This is a genomic window from Desertibaculum subflavum (genome assembly GCA_003576705.1).
GTDB lineage: Bacteria > Pseudomonadota > Alphaproteobacteria > Ferrovibrionales > Ferrovibrionaceae > Desertibaculum > Desertibaculum subflavum.
Genome location: QOZS01000034.1, coordinates 19,038 through 43,156 on the forward strand (window position 1 = coordinate 19,038; position 24,119 = coordinate 43,156).

General features: G+C 68.5%; 24 protein-coding genes. 10 read left to right on the plus strand and 14 right to left on the minus strand.

Going from position 1 to position 24,119, the window contains the following annotated elements:
• The 3 genes from DT074_RS17700 to DT074_RS17710 form a co-directional block, all read right to left on the minus strand.
• Nucleotides 1–729 carry a haloacid dehalogenase type II gene (locus DT074_RS17700; protein WP_119421189.1) on the minus strand — a complete coding sequence of 243 codons (729 nt, stop codon included), beginning with the start codon at nucleotides 727–729 and terminating at the stop codon, nucleotides 1–3.
• Nucleotides 730–796: 67 nt separating this feature from the next.
• Entirely contained in the window at nucleotides 797–1,279 is a 483-nt protein-coding gene (locus tag DT074_RS17705; protein WP_119421190.1) for a peroxiredoxin, read from the minus strand.
• Between the two features lie 100 nt (nucleotides 1,280–1,379).
• Nucleotides 1,380–2,210: a protein-disulfide reductase DsbD domain-containing protein gene (locus DT074_RS17710; protein WP_119421191.1), complete on the minus strand. Its 831-nt coding sequence runs from the start codon at nucleotides 2,208–2,210 to the stop codon at nucleotides 1,380–1,382.
• A gap of 86 nt (nucleotides 2,211–2,296) precedes the next feature.
• Between DT074_RS17710 and DT074_RS17715 the strand changes: the two genes are divergently transcribed.
• Nucleotides 2,297–2,872: a YqgE/AlgH family protein gene (locus DT074_RS17715; protein WP_119421192.1), complete on the plus strand. Its 576-nt coding sequence runs from the start codon at nucleotides 2,297–2,299 to the stop codon at nucleotides 2,870–2,872.
• A gap of 16 nt (nucleotides 2,873–2,888) precedes the next feature.
• On the opposite strand, the gene DT074_RS17720 is transcribed toward DT074_RS17715, so the two are convergent.
• Nucleotides 2,889–3,113, minus strand: coding sequence for a hypothetical protein (locus DT074_RS17720; RefSeq protein WP_119421193.1), 225 nt, complete (start codon nucleotides 3,111–3,113; stop codon nucleotides 2,889–2,891).
• Nucleotides 3,114–3,234: 121 nt separating this feature from the next.
• Between DT074_RS17720 and DT074_RS17725 the strand changes: the two genes are divergently transcribed.
• Nucleotides 3,235–4,200, plus strand: a complete 966-nt coding sequence (locus DT074_RS17725) for a WD40/YVTN/BNR-like repeat-containing protein (RefSeq protein WP_119421194.1) — start codon at nucleotides 3,235–3,237, stop codon at nucleotides 4,198–4,200.
• A 96-nt stretch (nucleotides 4,201–4,296) separates the two neighbouring features.
• Nucleotides 4,297–5,727, plus strand: coding sequence for a tetratricopeptide repeat protein (locus DT074_RS17730; RefSeq protein WP_119421195.1), 1,431 nt, complete (start codon nucleotides 4,297–4,299; stop codon nucleotides 5,725–5,727).
• Here DT074_RS17730 and DT074_RS17735 read toward each other — a convergent pair.
• Entirely contained in the window at nucleotides 5,724–6,644 is a 921-nt protein-coding gene (locus DT074_RS17735) for a sulfite exporter TauE/SafE family protein (RefSeq protein WP_119421196.1), read from the minus strand. The genes DT074_RS17730 and DT074_RS17735 overlap by 4 nt on opposite strands.
• A gap of 148 nt (nucleotides 6,645–6,792) precedes the next feature.
• On the opposite strand from DT074_RS17735, the gene DT074_RS17740 reads away from it, so the two are divergent.
• Nucleotides 6,793–7,827 (plus strand): polysaccharide deacetylase family protein, encoded by a 1,035-nt coding sequence (locus DT074_RS17740; RefSeq protein WP_119421197.1) that lies wholly within the window; start codon nucleotides 6,793–6,795, stop codon nucleotides 7,825–7,827.
• On the opposite strand, the gene DT074_RS17745 is transcribed toward DT074_RS17740, so the two are convergent.
• Nucleotides 7,824–8,729 carry a DMT family transporter gene (locus tag DT074_RS17745; RefSeq protein WP_119421198.1) on the minus strand — a complete coding sequence of 302 codons (906 nt, stop codon included), beginning with the start codon at nucleotides 8,727–8,729 and terminating at the stop codon, nucleotides 7,824–7,826. The genes DT074_RS17740 and DT074_RS17745 overlap by 4 nt on opposite strands.
• Nucleotides 8,730–8,789: 60 nt before the next feature.
• A complete protein-coding gene (locus DT074_RS17750; protein WP_119421199.1) occupies nucleotides 8,790–9,674 on the minus strand; it encodes a TIGR03620 family F420-dependent LLM class oxidoreductase in 885 nt (294 codons plus the stop codon).
• 214 nt (nucleotides 9,675–9,888) lie between these two features.
• On the opposite strand from DT074_RS17750, the gene DT074_RS17755 reads away from it, so the two are divergent.
• Together DT074_RS17755 and DT074_RS17760 are read left to right on the plus strand one after the other, a co-directional pair.
• Complete coding sequence (locus tag DT074_RS17755; RefSeq protein ID WP_119421200.1) at nucleotides 9,889–10,371, plus strand: DUF421 domain-containing protein; 483 nt, start codon at nucleotides 9,889–9,891, stop codon at nucleotides 10,369–10,371.
• Between the two features lie 53 nt (nucleotides 10,372–10,424).
• A complete protein-coding gene (locus tag DT074_RS17760) occupies nucleotides 10,425–11,255 on the plus strand; it encodes a nitroreductase family protein (RefSeq protein WP_119421201.1) in 831 nt (276 codons plus the stop codon).
• Nucleotides 11,256–11,290: 35 nt separating this feature from the next.
• Here the strand turns inward: DT074_RS17760 and DT074_RS17765 are convergent, their stop codons facing one another.
• Nucleotides 11,291–11,488 (minus strand): hypothetical protein, encoded by a 198-nt coding sequence (locus DT074_RS17765; protein WP_162914978.1) that lies wholly within the window; start codon nucleotides 11,486–11,488, stop codon nucleotides 11,291–11,293.
• Nucleotides 11,489–11,624: 136 nt separating this feature from the next.
• Nucleotides 11,625–12,014, minus strand: a complete 390-nt coding sequence (locus tag DT074_RS17770) for a winged helix-turn-helix transcriptional regulator (RefSeq protein ID WP_119421203.1) — start codon at nucleotides 12,012–12,014, stop codon at nucleotides 11,625–11,627.
• Between the two features lie 122 nt (nucleotides 12,015–12,136).
• On the opposite strand from DT074_RS17770, the gene DT074_RS17775 reads away from it, so the two are divergent.
• Nucleotides 12,137–13,063 (plus strand): DMT family transporter, encoded by a 927-nt coding sequence (locus DT074_RS17775; RefSeq protein ID WP_162914979.1) that lies wholly within the window; start codon nucleotides 12,137–12,139, stop codon nucleotides 13,061–13,063.
• Nucleotides 13,064–13,081: 18 nt separating this feature from the next.
• Here the strand turns inward: DT074_RS17775 and DT074_RS17780 are convergent, their stop codons facing one another.
• The 4 genes from DT074_RS17780 to DT074_RS17795 all read right to left on the minus strand — a co-directional run bounded on the left by DT074_RS17780 (nucleotide 13,082) and on the right by DT074_RS17795 (nucleotide 21,084).
• Nucleotides 13,082–15,412 (minus strand): sensor histidine kinase, encoded by a 2,331-nt coding sequence (locus tag DT074_RS17780; RefSeq protein WP_119421205.1) that lies wholly within the window; start codon nucleotides 15,410–15,412, stop codon nucleotides 13,082–13,084.
• A 189-nt stretch (nucleotides 15,413–15,601) separates the two neighbouring features.
• Complete coding sequence (locus DT074_RS17785) at nucleotides 15,602–17,167, minus strand: FAD-dependent oxidoreductase (RefSeq protein ID WP_119421206.1); 1,566 nt, start codon at nucleotides 17,165–17,167, stop codon at nucleotides 15,602–15,604.
• A 30-nt stretch (nucleotides 17,168–17,197) separates the two neighbouring features.
• Nucleotides 17,198–19,663, minus strand: a complete 2,466-nt coding sequence (locus DT074_RS17790) for a response regulator (RefSeq protein WP_119421207.1) — start codon at nucleotides 19,661–19,663, stop codon at nucleotides 17,198–17,200.
• Nucleotides 19,664–19,851: 188 nt separating this feature from the next.
• Entirely contained in the window at nucleotides 19,852–21,084 is a 1,233-nt protein-coding gene (locus DT074_RS17795; RefSeq protein ID WP_119421208.1) for a sensor histidine kinase, read from the minus strand.
• A 233-nt stretch (nucleotides 21,085–21,317) separates the two neighbouring features.
• On the opposite strand from DT074_RS17795, the gene DT074_RS17800 reads away from it, so the two are divergent.
• The 3 genes from DT074_RS17800 to DT074_RS17810 are packed head-to-tail and all read left to right on the plus strand — an operon-like array spanning nucleotide 21,318 to nucleotide 22,234.
• Entirely contained in the window at nucleotides 21,318–21,695 is a 378-nt protein-coding gene (locus DT074_RS17800; protein ID WP_162914980.1) for a hypothetical protein, read from the plus strand.
• Between the two features lie 4 nt (nucleotides 21,696–21,699).
• Nucleotides 21,700–21,966 (plus strand): DUF5985 family protein, encoded by a 267-nt coding sequence (locus DT074_RS17805; protein WP_119421210.1) that lies wholly within the window; start codon nucleotides 21,700–21,702, stop codon nucleotides 21,964–21,966.
• A gap of 10 nt (nucleotides 21,967–21,976) precedes the next feature.
• On the plus strand, nucleotides 21,977–22,234 hold the full coding sequence (locus tag DT074_RS17810) for a DUF5985 family protein (protein ID WP_119421211.1): 258 nt from the start codon (nucleotides 21,977–21,979) through the stop codon (nucleotides 22,232–22,234).
• Here the strand turns inward: DT074_RS17810 and DT074_RS17815 are convergent.
• Nucleotides 22,202–24,115: a response regulator gene (locus DT074_RS17815; protein WP_119421212.1), complete on the minus strand. Its 1,914-nt coding sequence runs from the start codon at nucleotides 24,113–24,115 to the stop codon at nucleotides 22,202–22,204. The two genes, DT074_RS17810 and DT074_RS17815, sit on opposite strands and share 33 nt — an antisense overlap.
• Nucleotides 24,116–24,119 lie beyond the last annotated feature (4 nt).

Sequence of the window (24,119 nt, forward strand, 5' to 3'; positions counted from 1 at the left end):
TCAATCACAGCCGAGCTTGTCGGCAAGCTCAAGGAAGCTTGCGGCGCCGATATCGATGCCGTCCGCCGGCGCGAGGTCGAAATTCTTGACGCCGCGGCCGAACTCGTCGGGCCGCGCGACGAAGGCGGTTTTCATGCCCTGGCGCTTCGCGGCCAGCAAGTCGTTATTGTGCGCCGCCACCATCATGCATTCGTCGGGCGGCAGGCCCAGCATGGCACAGGCCTCCGTATAGGCGGCCGGCGCCGGCTTGTAGTGCCGTACCACCTCGGCGCCCAGGATCGTGTCCCAGGGCAGGCCGGCGCGCTTCGCCATATTGACCATCAGCGCGACGTTGCCGTTCGACTGCGTGGCAATGATGAATTTCGACTTCAGGCGGGTCAGCCCGGCCACCGTGTCGGGCCAGGGATCCAGCCGGTGCCAGGCGCGGTTCAGCTCTTCGAGCTCGGGCCAGGCGACGCCTTCGATGCCGAATTGCTGCAGCACCTTCTCCAGATTCTCCCGGTGCAGCACGTCGAGCTTCACGAACGGCCGCCGCCCGCTGCGGATCTCTTCCATCGCCGGCTGATAGAGGCCGCGCCAGGCATCGGCGAAGGCCTCGCCGTCGATCGCAGAGCCACGCCTCGCCGCGAAGGCGCGCGCCTCGCGCGCGATGCTGCTGCGCCAATCGACCACGGTGCCGAACACGTCGAACAGCAGCGCCTTGACCTCGCCGCGATCCGCTGCCGCCATGGCTCCCTCCCCGCAAGCGCGAAGGGGGCCTCTCCGGCCCCCTTCGTTCACCGATCGAACGCGCCGATCAGAGATTCTTCAGCATGTGCTCGACGCTCGACACCTCGAAGGCGCCCGGCGCCTCGACGAAGAGCTGCTTCACCACGCCGTCGTCGATCAGCATGGCATAGCGCTGCGAGCGCTCGCCCATGCCGAACTTGGAGCCGTCCATCTGCAGGCCGACCTTCTTGGTGAAGTCGGCATTGCCGTCGGCCAGCATCACGACGTTGTCGCCGGCGCTCTGCTGCTTGCCCCAGGCATCCATCACGAAGGCATCGTTGACCGAGAGGCAGGCGATGGTGTCGACGCCCTTGGCCTTGAGCTCGCCGGCCTTCTGCACGAAGCCCGGCAGATGCTTGGCCGAGCAGGTCGGCGTGAAGGCGCCCGGCAGCGCGAACAGCACCGCCTTCTTGCCCTTGAAGAAATCCGGGGTCTTCACCTCGGTGATGCCGCTATCGGTCTTCAGGCGCAGCGAAGCTTCCGGGAGCTTGTCCCCTACCTTGATCGTCATCGTCTTCCCCTGAGTTTGCGGCCCCAGGCACCACGCCGGGCGGCCGGTTGAGCTTTCGTCGGGGCGGACGTTACCACCGGGGCCGGTTGGCGAAAACCCGTCACGGGAAGGGTACCGTCGCCCGCCGCTCGAAGGCGCGGCTGCCGTCTACGAATGTCAGGACCAGCTGGGAGGTTCCCGCCGCCAGGCCTTCGACCGGAATCTCGAACCGGACCTTGTGCCGGTCGGCGCCGAGCATGGCGACCGTCGTCCCGAAGCGGGCCTCGCGCGGCCCCTCGACGAACAGATCCGGCGCCGTCAGCGCTTCGGTACTCTCCGCCTCGACCGTGAGCTTGCCGTCCCGCAGGGCCACCTGGGTCAGGCGCCACGCCGCCTCGCCGCCGCGATCCGGCACCCGGGCGAGCGCGGCGCGGATGCGCTCGGCCGCCCCCGGCGCATGCCAGCCGGCCGGCGGCACTGCGAGCGTCAGCACGGCCTCGTCCGGAATGCAGATCTCGCGGCAGACCCCGTAGGCGACGCGCACGCGCAACATGGTGTTCGCCCGCGGATCGTCGAGCGCGAGTGCCGCCGGAAAGGTCACCTCGCCGCCATACCCGACCGTGTCCACGTTCCAGATACGCGCCCGCTTCGGCCGCGGCCAGCGGGTTTCGGCGGCGCGCAGGTTGGCGGAGCCTGACCAATCGATGGTGGTGGGGACGCCGGCTTCGCCGGGCGAGCGCCAATAGATCTTCCAGCCCGGGTCGAGGCGGAGCTCGACCGCCGCCCAGGGAACCCGTTCGCCCCCCCGCCCCAGCGCCGCCGCGCTGAGCCGCAGCGCGACATGCGGGCGCTGTTGCCAGTCCGCGGCGTCGCCGGCAACTGCCGGCCCGGCGCCGCCGGCCAGCCAGGCCGCCGCGCCAACCGCCGCGATCAGGTACGTCGAAGCCCGCATCCTGCCCACAATAGGGCGGTGACAATGAAGTCCGACTCACAATGTTGTTCTTGCACCGGGGCGCAGCTGACCATATCTCATAGCGCATGGTGGAGACGGAACAGCAGAGCGGCTATTTCGGCGGCCAGTTCCTGATCGCGATGCCGACCATGCCCGACCCGCGTTTCGAGCGGTCGGTGATCTATATGTTGTCCCATTCGGCGCAGAGCGCCATGGGCATCGTGGTGAACAAGCCGTTGCCGAATATCAGCTTCAAGGAGCTGGCCGGGCAGCTCGGCATCGAGAAGATCCGGCGCAAGGCGACCTTGCCGGTGCATTTCGGCGGCCCGGTGGAGCAGGGCCGCGGCTTCGTGCTGCATTCGACGGATTACGTCCGTGAAGCGACCATCAAGTTCGACGACACGCTGGCCTTGACCGCCACCATCGACGTGCTGAAGGCCATCGCCGAGGGCGACGGGCCGCAGCGCTGCATCCTGGCGCTCGGCTATGCCGGCTGGGCACCGGGCCAGCTCGATGCGGAGATCCAGCAGAACAGCTGGCTCACCTGCCCGCTGGACCGCGAGATCCTGTTCGACGGCGACGACGGCAACAAGTGGACGCGCGCCATCGGCAAGCTCGGCATCGATCCGAGCTTCCTCACCGGCCAGGCCGGACACGCCTGAATTTTAGGCGGCGAAGCTAGGCTTCCCCGGCGGGAAGCCACGTATAGCGCTTGGGGTCGAGCAGCACCTCCAGCGCGATGGTCCGCACCGTCACGCTCTGGTCCAGCGCCTGCAGCTCCACATGCGGATGCGGGTCGAGCGCACCTGCCTCGAAGACCCGCCGGATCACCCAGATGGGCCGTTTCGCCGTGGTGCTGATGTAGCGCTGGCCCGGCTCTACGATCGGTTTTCTTTTTGCCATTCTGCCGACTTGCGAACCCCGCCACGCACCGGTTTCCTTGCCCGCCGGCATTCTGTTGACCCTTGCCCGCGGACGGCGCGAGGATAGCGCAAGGTCGCCCAAAGAGCGAGGGGAGGAAATCATGGCCGTCAGGCTGTGCGTCGGCACGGTGGGCCAGTCCGCCTGGTTCAGCGAGGATGGCGGCGAAAGCTGGGAACGTCCCTATATCGAGTCCGGCCTCTACCTCGAGGCGCGAATCTGGGCGCTGTCCGATCACCCGGCCGAACCCGGCCGGCTGCTGGCCGGCACCGATCGCGGCCTCCATGCCTGGGATTGGGGCCGGCATCGCTGGACGCATCTCGCCTCGCCGCTGGACGATCTGCATGTCTGGACCCTGGCCCGGCATCCGCATGACCCGAAGGTGATCTATGCCGGCACGCACCCGGCCGGCGTGTTCCGTTCGCGCGATGGCGGTGCGAGCTGGCAGCGGCTGCCGACCGCCTTCGCCGAGCAATGCATCTTCGTCGGCCAGCCGCGGGTCACGCGGCTGCGCCTCGATCCCGACGATCCGGATGTGGTCTGGGCCGGCGTCGAGATCGACGGGCTGTGGCGCGGCAGCGCCGGCGGCACGCGCTGGGACAAGGTGAGCGAGGGCCTGATCTCGCAGGACGTGCACGATTTCGCCATCCTCAGCCGGGCCAACCGGCGGACCCTGTTCGTGACCACCAACAAGGGCTTCGCAGTCAGCGAGGACGAGGGCGCGAGCTGGCGCCAGCAGGTGCTGGATTCGCCCTGGCAGTACACCCGCGCGGTGGCGCCGCGGGCGGACGGGGCGCGCTGGTTCCTGACCAACGGCAACGGCCCGCCCGGCTCGACCGGCCGGCTGCTGGCCAGCGACAATCTCGGCGCCAGCTGGCGCGATGCCGGCCTGCCCGGCCGGCTCAACTCGACCCCCTGGTGCATTTCCACCAATCCTGCCGATCCGCAGCATATCTACGTCGCCAGCAATCTCGGCCAGCTCTACGAGAGCCGGGATGGCGGCGATCGATGGCGCAAGCTGGAGCGCGAGCTCGGCGAGGTGCGCGCCATGCTCTGGCAGGCCGCCTGACGAGACCTGTCGCCCCCCCCTTGTCATCGCGGCGTGGCTGGTGTCTACCGGGATCGAGGAGACCCGAATCGGTGTCGGCCGCAAGTTGGGGGGCGGATGGGGGTTGCAAGAGCGGGCGTCGTCGCCGCATTGGCGCTGACCCTTCCTTGCGCTGCCGCGGCGCAGGGCATCCAGCCCAATCCCGAGCGCGAACCGGCCCGCACCATCGAGACCCAGCGCGAGAGCGAGGCTGCGGCGCAAGCCGCCGCGCAGGCCGACGATCTCGGCCCGCCGGTCAGCTACGACCAGCTGCTGGCGGCGCCGGACGACGTGGCGCTCAACCTGCGCTATGTCGAACAGCAGCTGCGCGCCGGCAATGTGCGCGGCGCGCTGGCGGCCCTGGAGCGGGTGCTGGCGCTGCAGCCCGACAATGCCCGCGCCCGGCTGCTCTATGCGCTGGTGCTGCTCCGCCTCGACAACCTGGTCGAGGCCGAGCGCGAGCTGCTGGCCGTACGGCCGCTGCCGATGCCGGACAGCCTGCGCGCCGAGATCGACCGCTACCTCGCGCAGATCGAGCAGCGGCGCAAGGTGACGCGCTTTACGGCCAGCCTTTCGCTCGGCGGCCACTACGACACCAATCGCGACGCGGCGCCGGCCAGCGGCCGCATCCGCGCGGTCGGCATCAACAGCGACACATCGAAGGCCGAGGACGACTTCGGCATCCTCGGCATCGGCACCATCGAGGTGCATCACGATCTCGGCCTGCAGGCGAAGCACGACCTGTTCGGCCGCGTCTCCTTCCTGTGGGACGAGCAGATCCAGCTGCCGCAACAGGACCTGCAGGCGCTGTTCCTGGAAGCCGGCGGCACCTGGCGCGACCCCGACGTAACGCTGATCCCGAGCCTGACCTACAGCCGGCTCCGCCTCAACCGCGACGACTACCTGCAGGCGATCGGCGCCAAGCTCCGGGTCGAGCATCGGGTCGACGCGGCTGCCCAGGTCTTTGCCGAGGCGCATCTGCAGCAGCAGGATTTCGACTCGGTCAACAATACGGGCCGCAAGAGCGGCGCCGGCATCGAGACCGCACCGACCGCCTATCTGATGACCGGCCCGCGCTTCGATCTCGATGCCGGCCTTGTCTTCAACCTCGCACCCGAGCACCAGCTGACAGTCTCCGCCGGCTTCATCGCCAAGGGCGCGCGCGAGGCGCTCCATGCCTATGACGGCGGCAAGCTGCAGGCGACCCATCTCTGGCTGCTCGGCCAGGGCCAGTTCATGATCGGCTCGCTCAGCTTCGAGCGGCTGATCTACGACGATGTCGATCCGATCGTCGATCCGGAGATCAAGCGGCGCGACAATACCTGGCGCGCACGCATCACCTACGGCACGCCGCTCGCGGCCATCTTCGGCGACGGCCTGCCGGAAGGGCTCGGCGAACTGGTCTGGACGGCGACGGCGGAGCTCACGGTCGCCGACAGCACGCTGCCGAACTACACCTACCGCAACTTCCGCCTGCAATCGCTGCTCAGCAAGCGCTGGGAATTCTAGCTGCCGAGCCGGCCGATCGAGTAGAGGTCGATCGGGGTCGCCACCAAGTCGACAATCACCTTGGCGGCCACGGCCAACACCATCAGGCCGAGCAGGCCGCGCAGCTGCACCGCCTTCAGCCTGGCCCCCACGCCGGCGCCGAGCTGGGCGCCGATGACGCCCCCGATGGTGAGCAGCAGCGCCAGCGGTATGTCGACCGTCTGGTTCTCCATCGCGTGCAGGAAGGTGGTGTTGGCGGTAACGAACACGATGTGGAACAGCGAGGTGCCGATGGCGAGCAGGGTCGGCATGCCGAGCAGGAAGATCATCGCCGGCACCAGGATGAAGCCGCCGCCGATGCCCATGATGGCGACCAGCACGCCGACGAAGAGGCCGATCAGCAGCGGCAGCGCGACGCTGATATAGAGGCGGGACTTGCGGAACCGGATCTTCAGCGGCAGCCGGTGCAGCAGGTAGTGCTTGTGCAGCTTCTCCCGCTTCGGGTTGGCCCGGCGCGTGTTCAGGATGGTGCGGGTGCTCTCGGCCATCATCAGGCTGCCCATCGCGCCGAGCAGGATGGCGAAGGTGAGGCCGATGACGAGATCGATCTGGCCGACCCGGCGCAGCAGCGCGAACAGCCAGACGCCGATGATCGAGCCGACCAGGCCGCCGAGCGTCAGGATGGCGCCCATGGTCAGATCGACATTGTCGCGCCGGAAATGCGCCAGCATGCCGGAGAAGGACGAGGCCAGGATCTGCGGCGCCTGGGTCGAGACCGCGACCGCCGGCGGCACGCCGAAGAAGATCAGGGTCGGCGTCATCAGGAAGCCGCCGCCCACCCCGAACATGCCCGACAGAAACCCGACCACGAGGCCGAGTCCGAGCAGGATCAGTATGTTCACCGAGACTTCGGCGATCGGCAGGTAAAGCTGGAACATTCGACCATTTCCCGCCGCGCGCGGGGCTTTTCTTGCAACACACTCCGCCTGGGCCATGCTGTCAAGGCAAGCCTGCCTCAGGGGCGACGTGATCCAGATTCTTTGTTAACCGAACGTGGCGAGCGTGGCGGGCATACCGGACAGGCTTATGATTGCAGCGACCTTGAAAGCCGTTCTGAAAAGCATCGCCTTTGCGAGCGGCGCTCTGCCGCTCTGGCACCGGCAGGCCAATGCCGACCGCCTGACGGTGGTGATGTTCCATCGCGTGCTGCGCCGGGAGGATCCGCGCTGGCGCCTCGCCGATCCCGGCTACACGGTCTCCGACGTCACCTTCCGCGCCTGCCTGGACTTCTTCCGGCGCCATTACAGCGTGGTCGACAGCGCCGCGGTGCTGGCCGCCGCCCAGGGCGGCCCACCCCTGCCGCCCCGCCCGCTGCTGATCACCCTCGACGATGGCTGGGCGGACAATGCCTCCGCCGCGCTGCCGATCCTGCGCGAGGCGGGCCTGCCCTCGCTGATGTTCGCGGTCTCAGAAGGGATCGGCCGCCCGCACCCCTTCTGGTGGGAGGTGCTGACCTCGGCCCGGCTGATCGGCCGGCTCGGCGCCGCCGACATGGCAGCGCTCTGGCAGGGTGCCGGCGGCGGCGGCCCGCCGCCCCCACCCGATGCCAGAGGCATCCAGGCGCTGGTCGACCGGCTCTACCGCGTGGACGAGGCGGCCCGCGCCGCCCTGATCGAGCCCTATCGCCAGGCGGTCGCCGCGGCCGGCGAACAGCGCCAGACGGTGACGGCGGAGGAGCTCAAGGCCATGCCGGCCGGCGGCATGGCGATCGGCTCGCACGGTGCCTCGCACACCCCGCTCGACAGCCTGCCCGACCCCGAGGCCGACCTCGCCCTTTCGCGGCGGACCCTCGGCGACTGGCTGGGCGAGCCGCCGGCCACGTTCTCGTTCCCGAACGGACGCTATGACGCCAAGGCGCTGTCGGCGGCGCGCGACGTCGGCTTCAAGCTGATCTTCACCTCCGATGCCTGCCTCAGCCCGCTGACGGCCGGCCGGCCGGGCAGCGACCTGCTCGGCCGCATCTATATCGAGGAAAAGCTGATCACCGATGCAGCGGGGCGCTTCCGGCCCGAGCTGCTGGCGCTCTGGCTGTTCCGCCGCGAGGCACGCAGGCTGCACTAGCCACCGCTTTGCTTCCGGCGCCTGAGCTGCTCGCGATGGGCGATGTAGAGGCCGGAGGCGACGATGATGCCGGCGCCGATCCAGGTCCACAGATCCGGCAGATCGCCGAAGATGACGAAGCCGAGCGCGGCGGCCCAGAGCAGCTGGGTGTAGTTGAACGGCGCGATGATCGCGGCCGGCGCCCGGCTGAAGGCGATGGTCAGGAAGTAGTGGCCAAGCCCGGCCAGCGCGCCGAGGCCAACGAACATCGCCCATTGCCACCAGGCCGTCGGCATGACGAAGTCGAAGGGCAGGAACGGCGTCGCCGCCACCGTGCCGACGATGGTGGCGATGGTGGCCGAGGCCTCCGGCCGCTCCTGCGCGCCGTATTTGCGGGTGACCAGCTGGTAGAACGCGCTGCAGGTCGTCGAGCCGACGATATAGAGGGCATGCCAGTCGAATCCGGCCATGCCGGGGCGCACGATGATCAGCGCGCCGCCGAAGCCGACCAGCACCGCGATCCAGCGGCGCAGGCCCACCGCCTCGGCGAGCAGCGGCGCCGCCATGGCGGTGACGATGATCGGGCTCGATTGCGAGATCGCCGCCGCGGTCGGCAGCGGCAGATGCGCCAGCCCGCGGAAATACAGGAACGACGACATGAAGAGCAGGAAGCCGCGCAGGATCTGGCTCCACGGCCGCTCCACCTTGAAGATGCGGGTGCCGTGCCGCGGCATGAACACAATCAGCATGAAGAAGAAGGAGAAGACGTAGCGCGCCCAGACGATCTGGCTCGCCGCGAACCACTGGGTCAGGTACTTCGCCGAGGCGTTGAGAATCGAAAAGCACAGCACCGAGAGCAGCAGCAGCCCGATCGCCAGCAGGATGCGGTCGCCGGCCCGCGGGCCGGTGAGAGGTGTCACCATCGGGCGGACATGCCGGGCGCATCACGTCGCGTCATCGGACACTTTCTTGTTCTGAACTGATCAAGCAAAGCCCGGCGCGAGGGCGGCCAGCAGCGTCTCGTCCGGACCCACCGCCATGTCGCCTTCGCCGCGTAGCGCCTGGATGCAGACATGGTCGGCGCCGGCACGGAGATGCTCGTCGATCCGGGCGCGGATCGCGCCGGCATCGCCCCAGGCGACCAGCGCATCGACCAGCCGGTCCGACCCGCCGCCTTCGAGCTCGCCCAAGCCGAAGCCGAGGCCGAGCAGGTTGTTGCGGTAATTCTCCAGCGCCAGGTAGCGGGCGAGCGCGGCGCGCGCCGTCTTGCGCGCCGAAGCCGCGTCGGTCGCCAGGATCACCTTCTGCTCCGGATAGAGCAGCTTGCCCGGTCCGAGCGCCGCGCGCGCGCGCGCCGTGTGCGCCGGCGTCACCAGGAATGGATGCGCGCCATCCGCCTTCGCCGCGGCGAGCTCCAGCATCTTCGGCCCCAGCGCGGCGAGCACCGTCTTCGGCGGCTCCGCCGGCATCGGCGCGGCATAGCCGGCCTTGTCCATCGCCTCGAGATAGGCGCGCATGGTGGCGACCGGCTTGCCATAGGCATGGCCGCGCAGGCCCTCCACCATCGGCACATGGCTGACGCCGAGGCCGAGCAGGAAGCGCCCGCCGGATTGCTCGGCGAGGCCGAGCTGGGCCGCGCGCGTCGCCTGGGCGTCGCGGGCATAGATGTTGGCGATGCCAGTGGCGATGACGAGCCGCGTGGTCCGCGCCAGCAGGAAGCCCGCCATGGCGAGCGGGTTGCGCCCGCGCGCCTCCGGCATCCACCACGCCGCATAACCCCAGCCCTCCAGACGCTGGGCGAAGGCCGCCGCCTGTTCCGAGGTCATTCCATCCGTCGACTGCCAGACGCCAAGCTTGCCGAGCTTCATGCGCGCACCTCCTGGGTCGGGAATGTTAGAGCAAGCGCGCGGCGCCAGCGTCCCTTTCGCGTCAAACCAGCCCCCCGCGATATGCACATGAGAGCCAGATGGCCGGGATCATTTGCCATCTTTGCAATATTGCTGTGAAGGAGGCCTGCCTGTCGCGGCATCCCGGGCGCCGATTGGGCATTTCCGTCAGGGACCCCCTAAATGGAGGACGCGAATGGACTGGCACGCAATGCTGTTTCAGGGATGGGAGGGCATCATCCGCACGGTGCTGGTCGGCGTTCTGGCCTATGCCACGCTCGTGTTGTTCCTGCGCATCTCCGGCAAGCGGACCCTCGCCAAACTCAACGCCTTCGATCTGGTGGTGACGGTGGCGCTCGGCTCCACCCTGTCGGCGATCCTGCTGCAGGAATCTATCGCCTTGACCGAGGGAGCGACGGCGTTGGTCCTGCTGATCGCGATGCAGTTCCTCGTCACCTTCCTCTCCGTCCGCTCGCGAGCATTCGCCGGCGCTATACGGTCCGAGCCGGCTCTGCTCGCGCGCGGCGGCGCTTATTGCGATGGCGCGATGAAGCGCGAGCGCATCACGCGCGACGAGGCGCTGAGCGCGGTGCGGGCCGCCGGTGGGCATGGCGTCGAGAACGTCGAGACTATGATCCTGGAAAGCGATGGCACGATCAGCGTTTCGCTGGCGGGTTAGGCGCGCGCCTGAGGTACTATCCGCCCGGGAGACGCAGCGGAGGTACGCGTGGAATGACGCAATTGTCCGACCTGATCGAGAAGCGGTTTGGCGAGCGCCTGGCGGAGGTGCCGGCGCTGGAGCGCGGCACCGAGACCATCCGCGGCCTGCTCGACCATCGGGTGATCCGCCGGTTCAGCGACCGCGCGGTGGAGCCCGGGATGATCCGGCTGCTCTGCGCCGCCGCGCTGTCGTCGCCGACCAAGAGCGACCTGCAGCAGGGCGACATCCTGATCGTCGAGGACGCCGGCTTGCGCGGGCGGATGGCGGACCTGCTGCCGGACCAGCCCTGGATCAAGGGCGCGCCGGCGCTGCTGCTCTTCCTCGGCAACAACCGGCGGCAGCGCCAGATCGCCGAATGGCGGGCCACGCCCTTCCCCAACGACCACCTGGACGCCTTCTTCAACGCCGCGGTGGACGGCGCGATCGTGATGGCGACCTTCATCGCGGCGGCGGAGGCCGCGGGCCTCGGCTGCTGCCCGGTCAGCACCATCCGCAACCACGCGCAGACCGTGTCGGATTGGTGCGGGCTGCCGGCGCATGTATTTCCGGTGGCAGCGCTCGGCCTGGGCTGGCCGGCCGATCCCGGCCATATGAGCGCGCGCCTGCCGCTCGCGACACGTGTGCACACCAACCGCTTCGACGACACGCATGTGCGCGACGAGGTCGACGCCTATGACCGCCGCCGCCACGCCATCTTCCCCTACCGCCAGCAGCGCGACGAGGCACGGTTCGGCCGCGCCGATTTCTACGGCTGGTCGGAGGACAAGGCGCGGCAATATGCCAGCCCGGAACGGGCGGATTTCGGCGCCTATGTGAAGCGCCGGGGATTCAGGCTGGAATAGCGCCCGGCATCAATGGGCGCGGTCCGGCGCGGCCGTCACCTGGACGCGGGCCGGGAGGCGAGTTTCGACGGCATGCGGGCGACGAGGCGGGTGCGCTCCCAGACCTCGATGGTGCGGGCCGGCTCGCCGCGCGCCCTCGCCTGCTCGGCGGCATCCTGGTCGTTGTTGGCGGTGATCTTGATGCTGAAGGCCTGCGCCCCGACCGGGAAGATATGCGCGATGTAGTCCGGCATGCGATTGCCCATGGTTGACAAGTGCAGGCGAGAGCATGCTCGGCTCTCTGCCACGGGCGCCCGGATGCATCTGCTCGTGATCGGGCCACCATGCGCCTTTCGGCCGCGCAAGTCGACCGCCAAGTCGCCGGCCCCGTCAGCGCCGCGGCCGGCCCGGCCCAGCCCCGACGACGCGCTGGTTCAGGCCGCCGTTCAGCATCTCGTGGCCCCAGCGCATGATCTGGATCAGCGCCGGCTCCAAGGCCTGTCCCGCCTCGGTCAGGTGGTATTCGAAGCGCGGCGGGCGGTCCTGGTATTGCGCGCGGCGGACCAGGCCCCATTCGGCGAGGCGGCGCAGGCGGTCGGCCAGGATGTTGGTCGGGATGCGCTCGGCACTGTCCTGCAGGGCCTGGAAAGTGTGCCTGCCGTGCCACATCAGGTCGCGGACGATCAGCAGGGTCCATTTGTCGCCCAGCACGTCGAGCGTGCGCGCGATCGAGCATTTCGATCGGAATTCGTGACCCGCCGGACGCAGGGTTCGTGCCATCGCCGCCGCTCCCGCCTCGCCTGTCCCCCCGACAGATAGCATAGTCACTTGCATTTTTAAAGTCGTATGCCAGTATGTCACTTGCATTCCGCAAGTCACTGTCGCGTACCGGAGCCTCGCCGATGAACAAGCTTCTCCTGGCCAATTTCGCCGCCGCCGCGGCGGCGCTCAGCGCCGGCGCCTCGGTGGTGGCGACCCGAATCGCGGTCGGCGAGATCGATCCGGTGACCTTGTCGCTCATGCGCTACGTCATCGCCGGCGCATGCCTCGCGCCGGTGCTCTACCTCACCTGGCCGAAGGAACGGCTGCCGCCCGCGGAGGTGGCCAAGATCGCGGCGCTCGGCGCGCTGTTCTTCGCCTTCTTCCCCTGGGCGTTCAGCGCGGCGCTGCAATACACCACCACCCCGCGCGGCGCGGTCGGGCTCGCCACCATCCCGATCCAGACCCTGATCATCGCCGCGATGTTCGGGCGCGAACTGCTGACGCGCTGGAAGATCGCCTCGGTCGCGCTCGCCTTCGCCGGCATCGCCATCGTGTTCGGTCCGGCGGCTGAGGCCGGCGCCGGGCCCGACATGCTGCTCGGCGACGGGCTGATGCTGCTCGGCGCCTGCAGTGCGGCAATCTATTCGGTGTTCGGCCGCGGCGTGCTCGGGCGGCACGGCGCGCTGTTCGTCACCGCGCTCGGCATGCTGTTCGGCGTCGTGGCGCTGTTGCCGCTTTCGCTCGCGAATGGCGGGCCCGACGCGCTGCCCACGTTCAGCCGCGAGGCCTGGCTTGCGATCCTGTTCCTCGGCACCTTCGGCGGCGCCATCCAGTTCTCGCTCTTCATGTGGGCGCTGCGCTGGCTCGCGCCGACCCGCACGGTGATCTACCTGACCTTGAACCCGCTGACCGCCATGCTGCTGGGCGGCCTGATGCTGGGCGAAGCGGTCACGCTCGCGCTCGCCGCCGGGCTCGCCTGCGTCATCGCCGGCATCCTGGTCGCCAACCTGCCGCGCGAGCGACGCGAACTGGCGCCCGCAGCGACAGTCGTCCGGGAAAGCGCCTGAAGCCGGCCGAAGGGCAGTTCAGGACACATTCCGCGTGACTCGCTCGCCGAGAGCCGCGACCAGCTGATCGAGCGCCGCCATGAAAGCGTCGCCGGAGGATGAAAGCTCCGAACCGCCTGCAGAGACCTCCGAACCAGATTCGGCAATGCCATCTTCGGGAAGCTCGACCCAGAACGTGCTGCCCTGTCCCTCTTCACTGATGAAATCGATCCGCCCCGCCATCATTTCGATCAGCTGCTTGGAAATAGCGAGCCCGATGCCGGTGCCTTCGGTTCCACTCTGTTCCGCGCCGAGCCGGTTGAAGGGTTCAAAGACCTCGCGTCGGCGGCCGGGCGCAATCCCCGACCCGGTATCCGTAACGGAGATACGAACCCAGCCATCCTCCGCGACACGAGCCCGGATCATCACCGAACCGCCTCGGCGATTGTATTTGATCGCATTGGTGCCGAGATTTATCAGCACTTGCAGAAGCCGGGCGCGATCTGCCCGTACGGCCGGGCAGAGGGGCAAAGGTGTGGTCTCGATTCGCACACCGCACTCGTGTGCCATTGGGCCGAGCATCACGGCAAGCGACTCGATCAGACCGGCAACCTCCACCCGACCGATCGATACCGTAAGCTTGCCAGCTTCGATCTTGGCGAGATCGAGCACGTCGTTGATCAAACCAAGCAGCTGGTTGCCGCCGCGCAGAATGTATTCGAGATACTCGCGCTGCCGCGCCGTGAGAGGCTCCCGGTTCCCCTCCAAGAGGAGCTGGCCGAAGCCGATCACCGCATTGAGCGGTGTGCGCAGCTCGTGGCTCATGCTGGCAAGGAACTGGGACTTGGCCCGGTTTGCCGCCTCTGCTGCCGCTGCGGCGCGCTCAGCCTGGGCCTCAGCCTCCTTTCGCTTCGTGATGTCGCGGGCCACGACCATGTAGGAGGCCGGCTTGCCTTCGGGATCGAGCAGAAGCGTCCACGACGATTCATGCCAGACAAAAGCGCCGTCCTTCCGACGGGCCCGGAATGCGCAGGTCATGCGCTCCGCCCCAGGTCGCAGCGCACGTACTGCCTCGGCCACCCGGTCGGCATCGTCCGGATGGATCAGGCCGACCGCCGACTTCCCGATCATCTCGACAGCTTCGAATCCCAACATCCTGCGACAGGACGGCGAGACGTAGCGCCAGACCCGGTTCAGGTCGGCATGCACGATCATGTCGTTCGCATTTTCGGCGAGCATGCGATAGCGCGCCTCGCTCTCCGCCAGCTCGCGAGTGCGCACTTGAACCCGTTGCTCGAGCGAACCGAGCAGAGCCTCGCGCTCTTCGGCACGACGGCGGAGCAATGTGGCAGCCGCTTGCATCTCTTCGGCGACGCGTTGCACTTCCCCGATGGCGAATTCCCGCTTCGCCAGTGGCCTGCCTTCCCCGAGGGAAGTTGCCATAACGGCCAGGGTGCCGATCGGCTCCGCGATCCGGCGGCCATAGAACACTGCGGCACTCGCCCCGGCTGCCAGCAGCAGCACACCACCGGCCCCGAGCCATTGCAGCGAACGGATGAGCGCAGCATTCAGCACCGCCGTGTCGACGGCGACGACCGTGGTCCAGCCGGAGACGGCGGAGCGGGCAAACGCGCCGTGGACCGGAATGCCTTCCTTGGTCACCGATTCTGCCACGCCTTCTTCCGCGGCGCGGATCACTTGGAGATACTCCGGGGTGGCCGATTGCCCGACGAAGGCCTCCGACAGACGATTGCGCGCCAGAATGATGCCGTTGCGGTCAACGACCGCGGCAAGCCAGCCCTGCGGCATCCGCTGGTCGCGCAGAATACGTGAGATGCGATCGGCATCGAGCCCGACCGCCAATACTTGCGCCACCCGACCCTCTTCGAAGATCGGCACGTAAAGCCCGATCACGGGCCGACGGGTAGCGCCGCCGAATACCAGATCGGAGACGATGGGAGCGCCGGTTTTCACGACCTCGCGCACCGGCCGCGGATCGGTGTCGGGGAGATCGCTTCCGTAGGGCAGGAACGTGTTGAGAATCTGCCGCCCCGCGACATCAATCACCAGAACACGGCGTTCCGGATCGTCGCCGAGCAAGGTCTTGGCGCGGCGATGGAAAGTCTCCCAATCACGATTCGCCAGCGCGGCCGAGCCGCTGAGCGCAACCGCGAGTGTCTGTTGCGTCGCGAGTTCGCGGTCGATCCCGACCGAGAGCGCGCGAGCGGTCGCAAGTGTCTGCAGCTGATGACCAGCGCGCTCCGCTTCCGCATACCGAGCCATCATGAATGCTGCGAAGGCAAGCACCGGCAGAATTGCCGCCGTCACCAGCACGACAAGCCGCCAAGCGATGGTGCGGGGCAGTTGCATCGTTAAACTCTGGGCCGGGTTCCCTGTCGGCGGTTTGACTTAGCTCAACATTGTTGTCGGCACCGCTGTCATCCCCATGCTTGGCCTGCCATGCCGCGCAGATCGGATATGGCGGCCCGGAGTCTCCGCGAAGCGGAGTGAGTCCCTATGAATTTCAACCACTGGGAAAGGGCGGGAACAGCGCGTGCGTTAAGTCTGAAAATTCATGACCTCGGCGAAGTAGCGCCGCAGCTCTTCCGTCGACAGCCGCGCGCCGCAGAGCGCCACGTGGCCGTCCGGACGCAGCAGGTAGAAGCACGGCGGCGGCATCCCGGCGCGCGCCAGCGCCGAACGGTTCGCTTCGGTCTCCGGCACGGCGTGCACCGCGAGCAGGTCGCCGAGGCCGAGCGCATCGGCCTCCGGCGCCGGCTGGCCGAAGGCGAGCAGGTGGAAGCGCAGATCGTCGAGCCGGCGGAAGCTGTCCTCCGCCGCTCCGTTCGCGGCGAAGGCGAGCGTGAGCCAGGGGAAGCGGTCGCCGGCCTGTGGCGCAGCCTTCGGCAGGCCAGGCAGACCGCGCGACAACGGTCCCTTGCGATAGTTGATGCCGGTCTGCGACACCGTGCGGAAGGCAAAGCGCTGGATCGCCGGCCGCCGCATGGCGAAGGCGGCGAGCCGCGCCAGCACCTTTGTGCGCAGCAGGCCGGCGATCCAGCTGTCGGAGACGACGAGGCGGAAGGCGCGGTCGGTGGTGGCGAGCAGGCGGCGCGCCACCGGCGAGCGCTCCGCCTCGTAGCTGTCGAGCAATGCCGGATCGGCGCGGCCCTGTACCACCAGCGCCAGCTTCCAGGCGAGGTTGTAGGCGTCCTGCAGGCCCGTGTTCATGCCCTGGGCGCCGACCGGGCTGTGGATATGCGCGGCATCGCCGGCCAGGAAGCAGCGGCGGTCGCGGAACCGCGCGGCGGCGCGGTGATGGATGCGATAGGTCGAGAACCAGGTGCAGTCCTGGAAGGAGAGGTCGGAACCTGCCTCGCCACGCAGCGAGGGAACCACGGCGTCGAAGCCGATCCCGTCGCGGCCGCGCAGATCCTCGGGGAGGATGCCGACGATGCGCCAGTGATTCGCGCCTCGCATCGGGAACAGCAGGTGGAAGCCGTCGCGCCAGAGATAGACGTTGACCTCGTCCGGCACCATGCTGCCCGTCGCCGTCACGTCGGCGACGAAGAAGATGTGCTCGTAGGGCGCGCCGGGAAATCCGATGCCGGAGAGCTCGCGCACCGCGCTGTGCGCGCCGTCGCAGCCGGCGACCCAGGCGGCCTCGACCGTCCGGCGGCTGCCGTCCGGCTGCTGCAACGTCACCACCACCGCATCCTCTTGCTGGGCGAGGCCGACCAGCTCGGTGTTCCACCGCACCGCCCCGCCGATTTCCCGCAGGCGGTCGCCCATGATGCGCTCGTTGTCGTCCTGGCCGAGCACCAGGATGAAGGGATAGGGCGTGAGCGCACGCCCCGCCTCACCGATCGGCACCCGGGCCATGCGGCGACCCTGGGCCCAGATATCGGCACCACCGCCGGGCTTGCCGAGGGCGAGGGCGCGCTCGGCGATGCCGAGCTGGGCGTAGATCTCGAGCGTGCGCGCCTGCACGCCGAGCGCCCTGGTTTCACGCGCCGGGCCGGCATGGCGGTCGACCAGGAGCACTCGCACCCCGCGCCGCACCAGCTGATTGGCCAGCATCAGGCCGGTCGGGCCGGCCCCTACGATCAGGACGTCAGCGTCCATGCCGCACGGCCGGCCAAGGCCGCCGGCGCATCACGCGGCCCTGCTCCCGACCGGGAAGCCGAGGCCTGCCAGCGCCTTCTTGAGTTCGTCGCTGCCATAGGGCTTGCTGACGAAGCCGATGGCGACGGTATCGCCGATCCGGCGCCGGAGCTCGCCGGGATCAGAGCCGCTCGCCACCAGGATCGGCAGCCGCACGTTCATGGCGCGCAGCTCGCGCACCAGCGCATCGCCCTTCATGTCGGGCAGGCCGAAGTCGACGATGGCGCCGTCGATGCGGGCACCCCGCCGACGCAGCGCGTTGAGCGCGTCGGTGCCGGTCGCCGCCGTCTCGACCTCGTAGCCGAGCTCCTTCAAGGTTTCGGCGGTGTCGATGGCGATCATCGGTTCGTCCTCGACCAGCAGCAGGCAGGGCGGCCGATCCAGCGTCTCGGCCACCTCGGCGAGTCTCGTTTCAAGCTCGGCCCGGGTGAAGGGCTTGGCGAGCAATGCCAGGCCGGGATCGAGCCGGCCGCCATGCACGATGGCGTTCTTGGCATAGCCCGTGGTGTACAGCACCTTGAGGCCGGGATGGCGGCGCAGCGCCTCGTCGGCCAGCTGGCGGCCGTTCATGCCGCCCGGCAGGCCGACATCGGTGAACAGCAGCTCGATGTCCGGCCGGCGGTCGAGCAGAGCGAGAGCGGTCGCCGCCTCCGGCGCCTCCTCCACCGCATGGCCGATCTCGCGCAGCAACCCGGTCGTGTGGGCGCGCACCGCCGCATCATCCTCCACTACCAGGATCGCCAGCTTACGGCCCGCCCTGGCCGGCGGTGCCGGCTCCGTCGCCACCTCGTCGCCCACGGCTTCCGCCATCACGCGCGGCAGATAGAGACGCACAGTGGTTCCCTCGTCCGGCTCGCTGTAGATCTTCACGTGCCCGCCGGACTGCTTGACGAAGCCATAGACCTGGGCAAGGCCGAGCCCGGTGCCGCGGCCGAGCGGCTTGGTGGTGAAAAACGGCTCGAACACGCGGGCCATGATCTCCGGCGTCATGCCCGTGCCGGTATCGGTGACCGAGAGCGCGACATACTGGCCGGGCGCCGCCTCGGCATTGGCGGCGGCGTACTTCTCGTCGAGATAGGCATTGGCGGTCTCGATGGTGAGCTTGCCGCCCTCCGGCATGGCGTCGCGCGCGTTCACCGCCAGGTTGATGATCGCGATCTCGAGCTGGTTCGGATCGATCTGCGCACGCCACAGCCCAGCCGCGCGCACCACCTCGACCGCGACCGTTTCGCCGAGCGTGCGCTCCAGCACTTCCGACATCCGCACGACCAGGCGGTTGACGTCGACCGGCCGCGGTTCCAGCGCCTGTTGGCGCGAGAAGGCGAGCAGGCTGCGCGTCAGCGCCGCGGCGCGCTCCGCGCCCTGGCGGGCGTTGTCGACATGGCGGATCAGTTCTTCCGGTTCGACGCTGGGTTCGCCGAGCTTGCGCCGCAATCGTTCCAGGCTGCCGAGCATGACCGTCAGCAGGTTGTTGAAATCGTGCGCGACGCCGCCGGTCAGCTGGCCGATCGCCTCCATCTTCTGCGACTGGCGCAGCTGCTCCTCGGCGCGGCGGCGATCGGCGAGATCGCGCAGCGACAGGAACATCAGCAAGCCGGCAAGCGCGACGGCAGCGAAGCCGCCCAGGCCGACCACCAGGATGGAACGGGACCACGGCTGGTCGATCAGGCCGGCGGCGATGGCGATATGGGTCGACCAGCCGCTGGTCGGCGATGTCCAGTAGGCCGTGTAGTTCTTGAAGCCTTCAAAGGTGACGCCGGGATAGATGCCGCTCGGACCCGCGGCGATGGCATCGCGCACATAGCTGGTCGCCGGCGTGCCGACCGTCTCCTCGTAACGCAGGCTGCGGGCGATGAAGAGCCCGCGCCGGTCAACCACGGCGGCGACGCTGCGCGGCGGCAAGCGCTGGAGCATCGCCGCCTGGTAGAATTGCGGCGCCAGCGCCAGGGTGAGCACATGGGTGATCGCGCCGCCGCGCAGGACCGGCACATGCAACGAGATGAACGGCCGCCCATCGACCTGCACGATGCCGCCGATCCAGGGCAGCTTCGGCTCGCCTGCCGGCAGCGCCCAGCGCTGGCGGGGCGGCGGGCCCTCGGGCGCGGTGCCGTAAGGCACGCGGGTATCGAAGATCACGCGGTCCTCGGCGAAATCCCACAGCACCGCCGCGTGCCAATGATCGGTCGCGTCGACCACGGCAAGGACGCGCGCATACAGGCCCGCCCAATCGGCCGCGCCGAAGAAATGCGCGGTGCCCAGCACGCGCAGCGCGCTGATATCGGCGGCGATGACGGTGTCCAGATGGGTGGTGATCTGCTCCGCCCGATCGAGCATGGCCTGCTCGACGGCGCGCCGGTCGTCACGCAGCAGATAGAACACTTGCACCGCCAGGAAGGCGACGATCGGCAACATGATCGCGGCGGCCAGACTGACATAGGTCCGGCGGAACAGCACCATTTCCCCACCCCTCGAGCCGCGGCGACCAAAGTCGGCCGTCCGGTCATCCGCGTCCCGTTCTTATAGCCATTCCTGCCGCCGATGGGGAAACCGGCATGCGCGGGGCGCGGCGGCCGCGAGGTTTGCCGACATGCGGGATCCAGGCCGGCCGGGGGCCGCGCCGCGGCGGCGGAAAGATCGCGGCGCGATCAGGCGGCTGCCGACCGGCCCGGCGGATGCGCCGCCGCGCTTTCCTGCGGCAGCCAGACGGCAATCTCGGCCCCGCCGAGCGCGGCCCGGCCGATCTCCACCCGGCCGCCATGCAGCTCGACCAGGGATTTCACGATGGCGAGACCGAGTCCGGTCCCGGTCGTCGAGCTCGCCACGTCGCGGCCGCGCATGAAGGGCTGCACCACCCTGGGGACCTCCTCCGGCGGGATGCCCGGGCCGCTATCGGCCACGACGATGCGCACGCCGCCATCGACCGCCGCGCCGGATACCTCGATGCGCCCGCCCTCCGGCGTGTAGCGCACGGCGTTGCCAAGAAGATTGTCGAGCATGCGCCGGAGCGCCTTGCGGTCGGCCGGCACCGCCATGCCGAAAGGCGCTGGCGGCAAGGCGATATGAATCCGCTTGCGCGTCGCCGGAAGCTCGGCGGCACGCACGGCATCGCCGACCAGATTGTCGAGCGCTACCGGCTCGATCTTGAGCACGGTCCGGCCCGCCTCGATACGGGCGAGATCGAGCAGGTCGTCGATCAGTTCGAGCAGCAGCTCGCCGCTGCGGTGGATATAGGTGGCATACTCGGCGTAGCGCGCGTCGCCCAGCGGGCCGTACATGCCGGACCGCAGCAGCTCCGAGAAGCCGAGCACGGCGTTCAGCGGGGTCCTGAGGTCATGGCTCATCTGCGCCAGGAACTCGGATTTGGCGCGGTCGGCCGCCTCGGCACGGGCGCGGGCCGCCTCGACCTCGCGGGTGCGCTCGGCCACCCGCGCCTCGAGTCGGGCCTGGACCGCGCGCAGCTCGGTCTCGAGCGCGCCGCGGCGGGCGATCTCGGCGGCGAGCTCGCGGTTCAGCGCTTCGAGCTCGCCCGTCGAGGGCAGCCGGTAGGCCTTGGGGATGACCCGCCAGATCACGATGCCGGCAGCGATCGATACGGCCGCCGTTACCGCCTTGGCGGCACCGTGCAGGCCGAAGACCGGCAGCCACAGCGCCGCCACGGCGAGGAGATGCGTCAGGCCGGTCCACAGCATGAAGCCGCTGACCAGCAGATAGACCGCGGGGAAGCGCAGGCCGTCGCGCCGGCGCACGAAGCAGAAGATGCAGATGGCGGTGGTGAAGCAGGCGATCGCGATGACCAGATCGCCGGCCAGATGCAACGCCGGAAGTCCGGATTGCCAGGACAGGCCGGACGGCCATGCCAGGCTGTTGCCTTGCGGCATCAGTCTCGCCCCGCGGGTCTCACTGAACCGATCCGGCAGCCCCGCTGCGTCCGGATCGGCACCTCACCCCCGCGGCCGATTGCGGTGGAAAATGCTTACCAAGTGGTTAAGGGCCTTACATGGCGCCGGCGCCGGCGAGCACGAAATCGGAACACGAACCGCGCCGTCGCGGGACGACATTTGGCACTTCACTGACGGCGCCGATGCGTGTTGGATGCGGGTACGGGAGGCACTTGCTCTACGATCGGATGGATACAGGACTCATAGAATTCGTTCGCACATGTATCCGGTCCGTCTGGGCTCTGGAGCTGCTGTTCTTCGTGCGATCGCAGGCCGACCAGTCCTGGAGCATCGAGCGTCTGGTGCGGGAACAGCGGAGCAGCGAGCGTGCCGTGCGGGACGCGCTCGAAGCCTTCGTCCGCGCCGGCCTCGTGCAGCAGGTCGACGACGCGTTCGTCTATCGGCCCGCGACGCCCGAGATCGAGAACCTGGTCACCCGGCTGGCCGATACGTATGCGGAGCGGCCGACTGCCGTCATCCGGATGATCGTGGCCGCACCCGAGGATCGACTGCAGGCCTTCCTCGACGCCTTCCGATTGAAAAGGGACTAGGGCGATGGCGCAATTCCAGGCTCTTGTGCTCGTCCTGTGCGTGCTGACCAGCACGGCCTGCGCCGCTCTTCTGTTCCGCCACTATGCGAAGGTGCGAACGCGGCTGCTGTTGTGGAGCGCATGCTGCTTTGCGCTGCTCACCGCCAACAATCTGTTCGTTCTCGCCGATGTCGTGCTGTTTCCGGAGTTCTATCTCATGCCTTTCCGGCAGGTGTCGTCGCTCGCCGCGGTCATCGTGCTGCTCTGCGGCTTCATCTGGGAAACCAACTAGAGGCGCCGCGATGTCAGACTTCGTCTCCGGCATGGTGACCATGGGGTTCGTGATCGGCGGCGTGTTCTTCCTGCGCTTCTGGGTCAAGACCAAGGACAGCCTGTTCGGCGTCTTTGCCGTGGCGTTCTGGCTGCTGGCGCTGAACCAAGGCCTCCCGCTCCTCTACGGCACGCAGCGCGAAGAGCAGAGCTGGATCTACCTCCTGCGCGTCGCCGCTTTCAGCCTGATCATCCTGTCAATCGTGCAGAAGAATCTGCGACGCGGCTGACGGCGGACGGCTGGCCATTGCCGACACGACAGCGTGGGTCGCCGGCATGACGGCGGCGATGCATTTTCGCAGCAGGTCGGGCTCGATCGGCTTCTGCAGCGCCGGCGCGCCGCGATAGTCCGGCGGAATGCTCTCCGAGCCGTAGCCGGTCAGCAGCAGATAGGGAATGCCGCGATCGCGCAGCGCATCGGCGACGCCGAAGATCAGCCGCCCACCCAGATTGACGTCGAGCAGCGCCAGGTCGAATTCCGCCCCCTTGGCGGCCGCCAATGCCGAATCGAAGTCGCCGAGCGGACCCACGACGGTATGGCCCATCTTGACGACGGCCTCCTCGATCATCAGGGCGATCAGGCTCTCGTCCTCCACCAGAAGGACGCGAAGCCGGCGCTGCGAGGCGGCCGGATCAGCCGGCGCTTCGCCCGGCGCGGCCGTCCGCTCCATCGCATGCTCGACCGTCTGCCATGTCGCCGGGACGACGATCCGGCAGACCAGTCCCTGCGGCTGCCAGTCGAGCTGCACATTTCCCTTCAAGGTACCCTCGATCGTCGCGCGGATCAGGCGGCTGCCGAAGCCTGACGCCGTCGGGCGCCTGACCGCATGATGGCCGCGCTCGACCCAGGCGATCGCCAGCGACTGCCCGTCGACCTGCCAGCTCAGCCGCAGCTGGCCACCCGGCCGCGACAGCGACCCGTACTTCGCGGCATTGGTCAGCAGCTCGTGCACCACCAGGGCCAGCGCCTGGCTGACCGAAGGCGGGAGGAACAGCGGCGGGCCCGCCACCGACACCTCGTGCGCCTCGCCCATATAGGGCAGCAGCTCGTCCTCCACGACACGGCGCAGGTCGGCACCTCGCCAATGGGATTCCGAAATGAGGGTATGCACGCGGGCCAGCGCCTGGATCCGGCCGTTCACCAGCTCGGTGAAGGAATCGATATCGGCGCCGCGCGACAGGTGCACGATCGACTGCGCCACCGCGAGAGCGTTGCGCGCGCGGTGATCGACCTCGCGGGCCAGCAGAAGCTGGCGCTCCTCGGCCAGCTTGCGGTCGGTGATGTCGACGGTGACGCCGCTGACATGCACGGGCTCGCCGCCGGCGGAACCGGTGGTGGCGGCCGCCGCCATGCACCATCTGACTTGCCCATCCGGCAGCACGATCCTGAGCTCCAGCGGACAGATCTGGCCTTCCGCAAGAACGGCGGCCATCGCGGCCTGCCAGCGCCCGCGATCCTCGGGGTGCACGTTGCGGCCCATATTCTCCGGCGTCGGCTGGAAGCTGGCCGGATCCTCGCCATAGATGCGGTATTGGCCCTCGTCCCAGCGGCAGGTGCCCTGGCTCAGATCCCAGTCCCATGAGCCCATGCCGCCGGCCATCAGAGACAGGGTGCGCCGCTTTTCGCTCTGGACCAGCTGCGCGTGGTTGGCCGCAAGCTCCGCGGTTCGCTCCTCCACGCGCTTTTCCAGCTCGCGGTTCAGCCGCTCGAGCTCGCGTGTCGTCCGGTAGAGATCGACGAAGACTTTCACCTTCGCCCGCAGGACGGCCGGCACGACCGGCACCGGGACATAATCGACCCCGCCGGTCTCGTAGCCGCGCAGCGTATCGACCTCGGTCACCTGGATGGCGGAGATGAAGATGATGGCGGTCTTGGTGAAACGGGGGTGCTCGCGGATCATCTTGGCGAGCTCGAAGCCGTCCAGATCCGGCATGCAGACATCGACCAGCACGACGGCGATCTCGTGCTGCAGCAGCAGACCGAGCGCCGCGCGCGCGGAATTGGCCCTGAGCAGGTTCTCGCCGAGATCCTGCAGGATGACCTCGTAGCTCAGGAGCTTCGCCGGCAGATCGTCGACGAGCAGTATGTTCACCTTTTCATCGGCCGCCATGTTG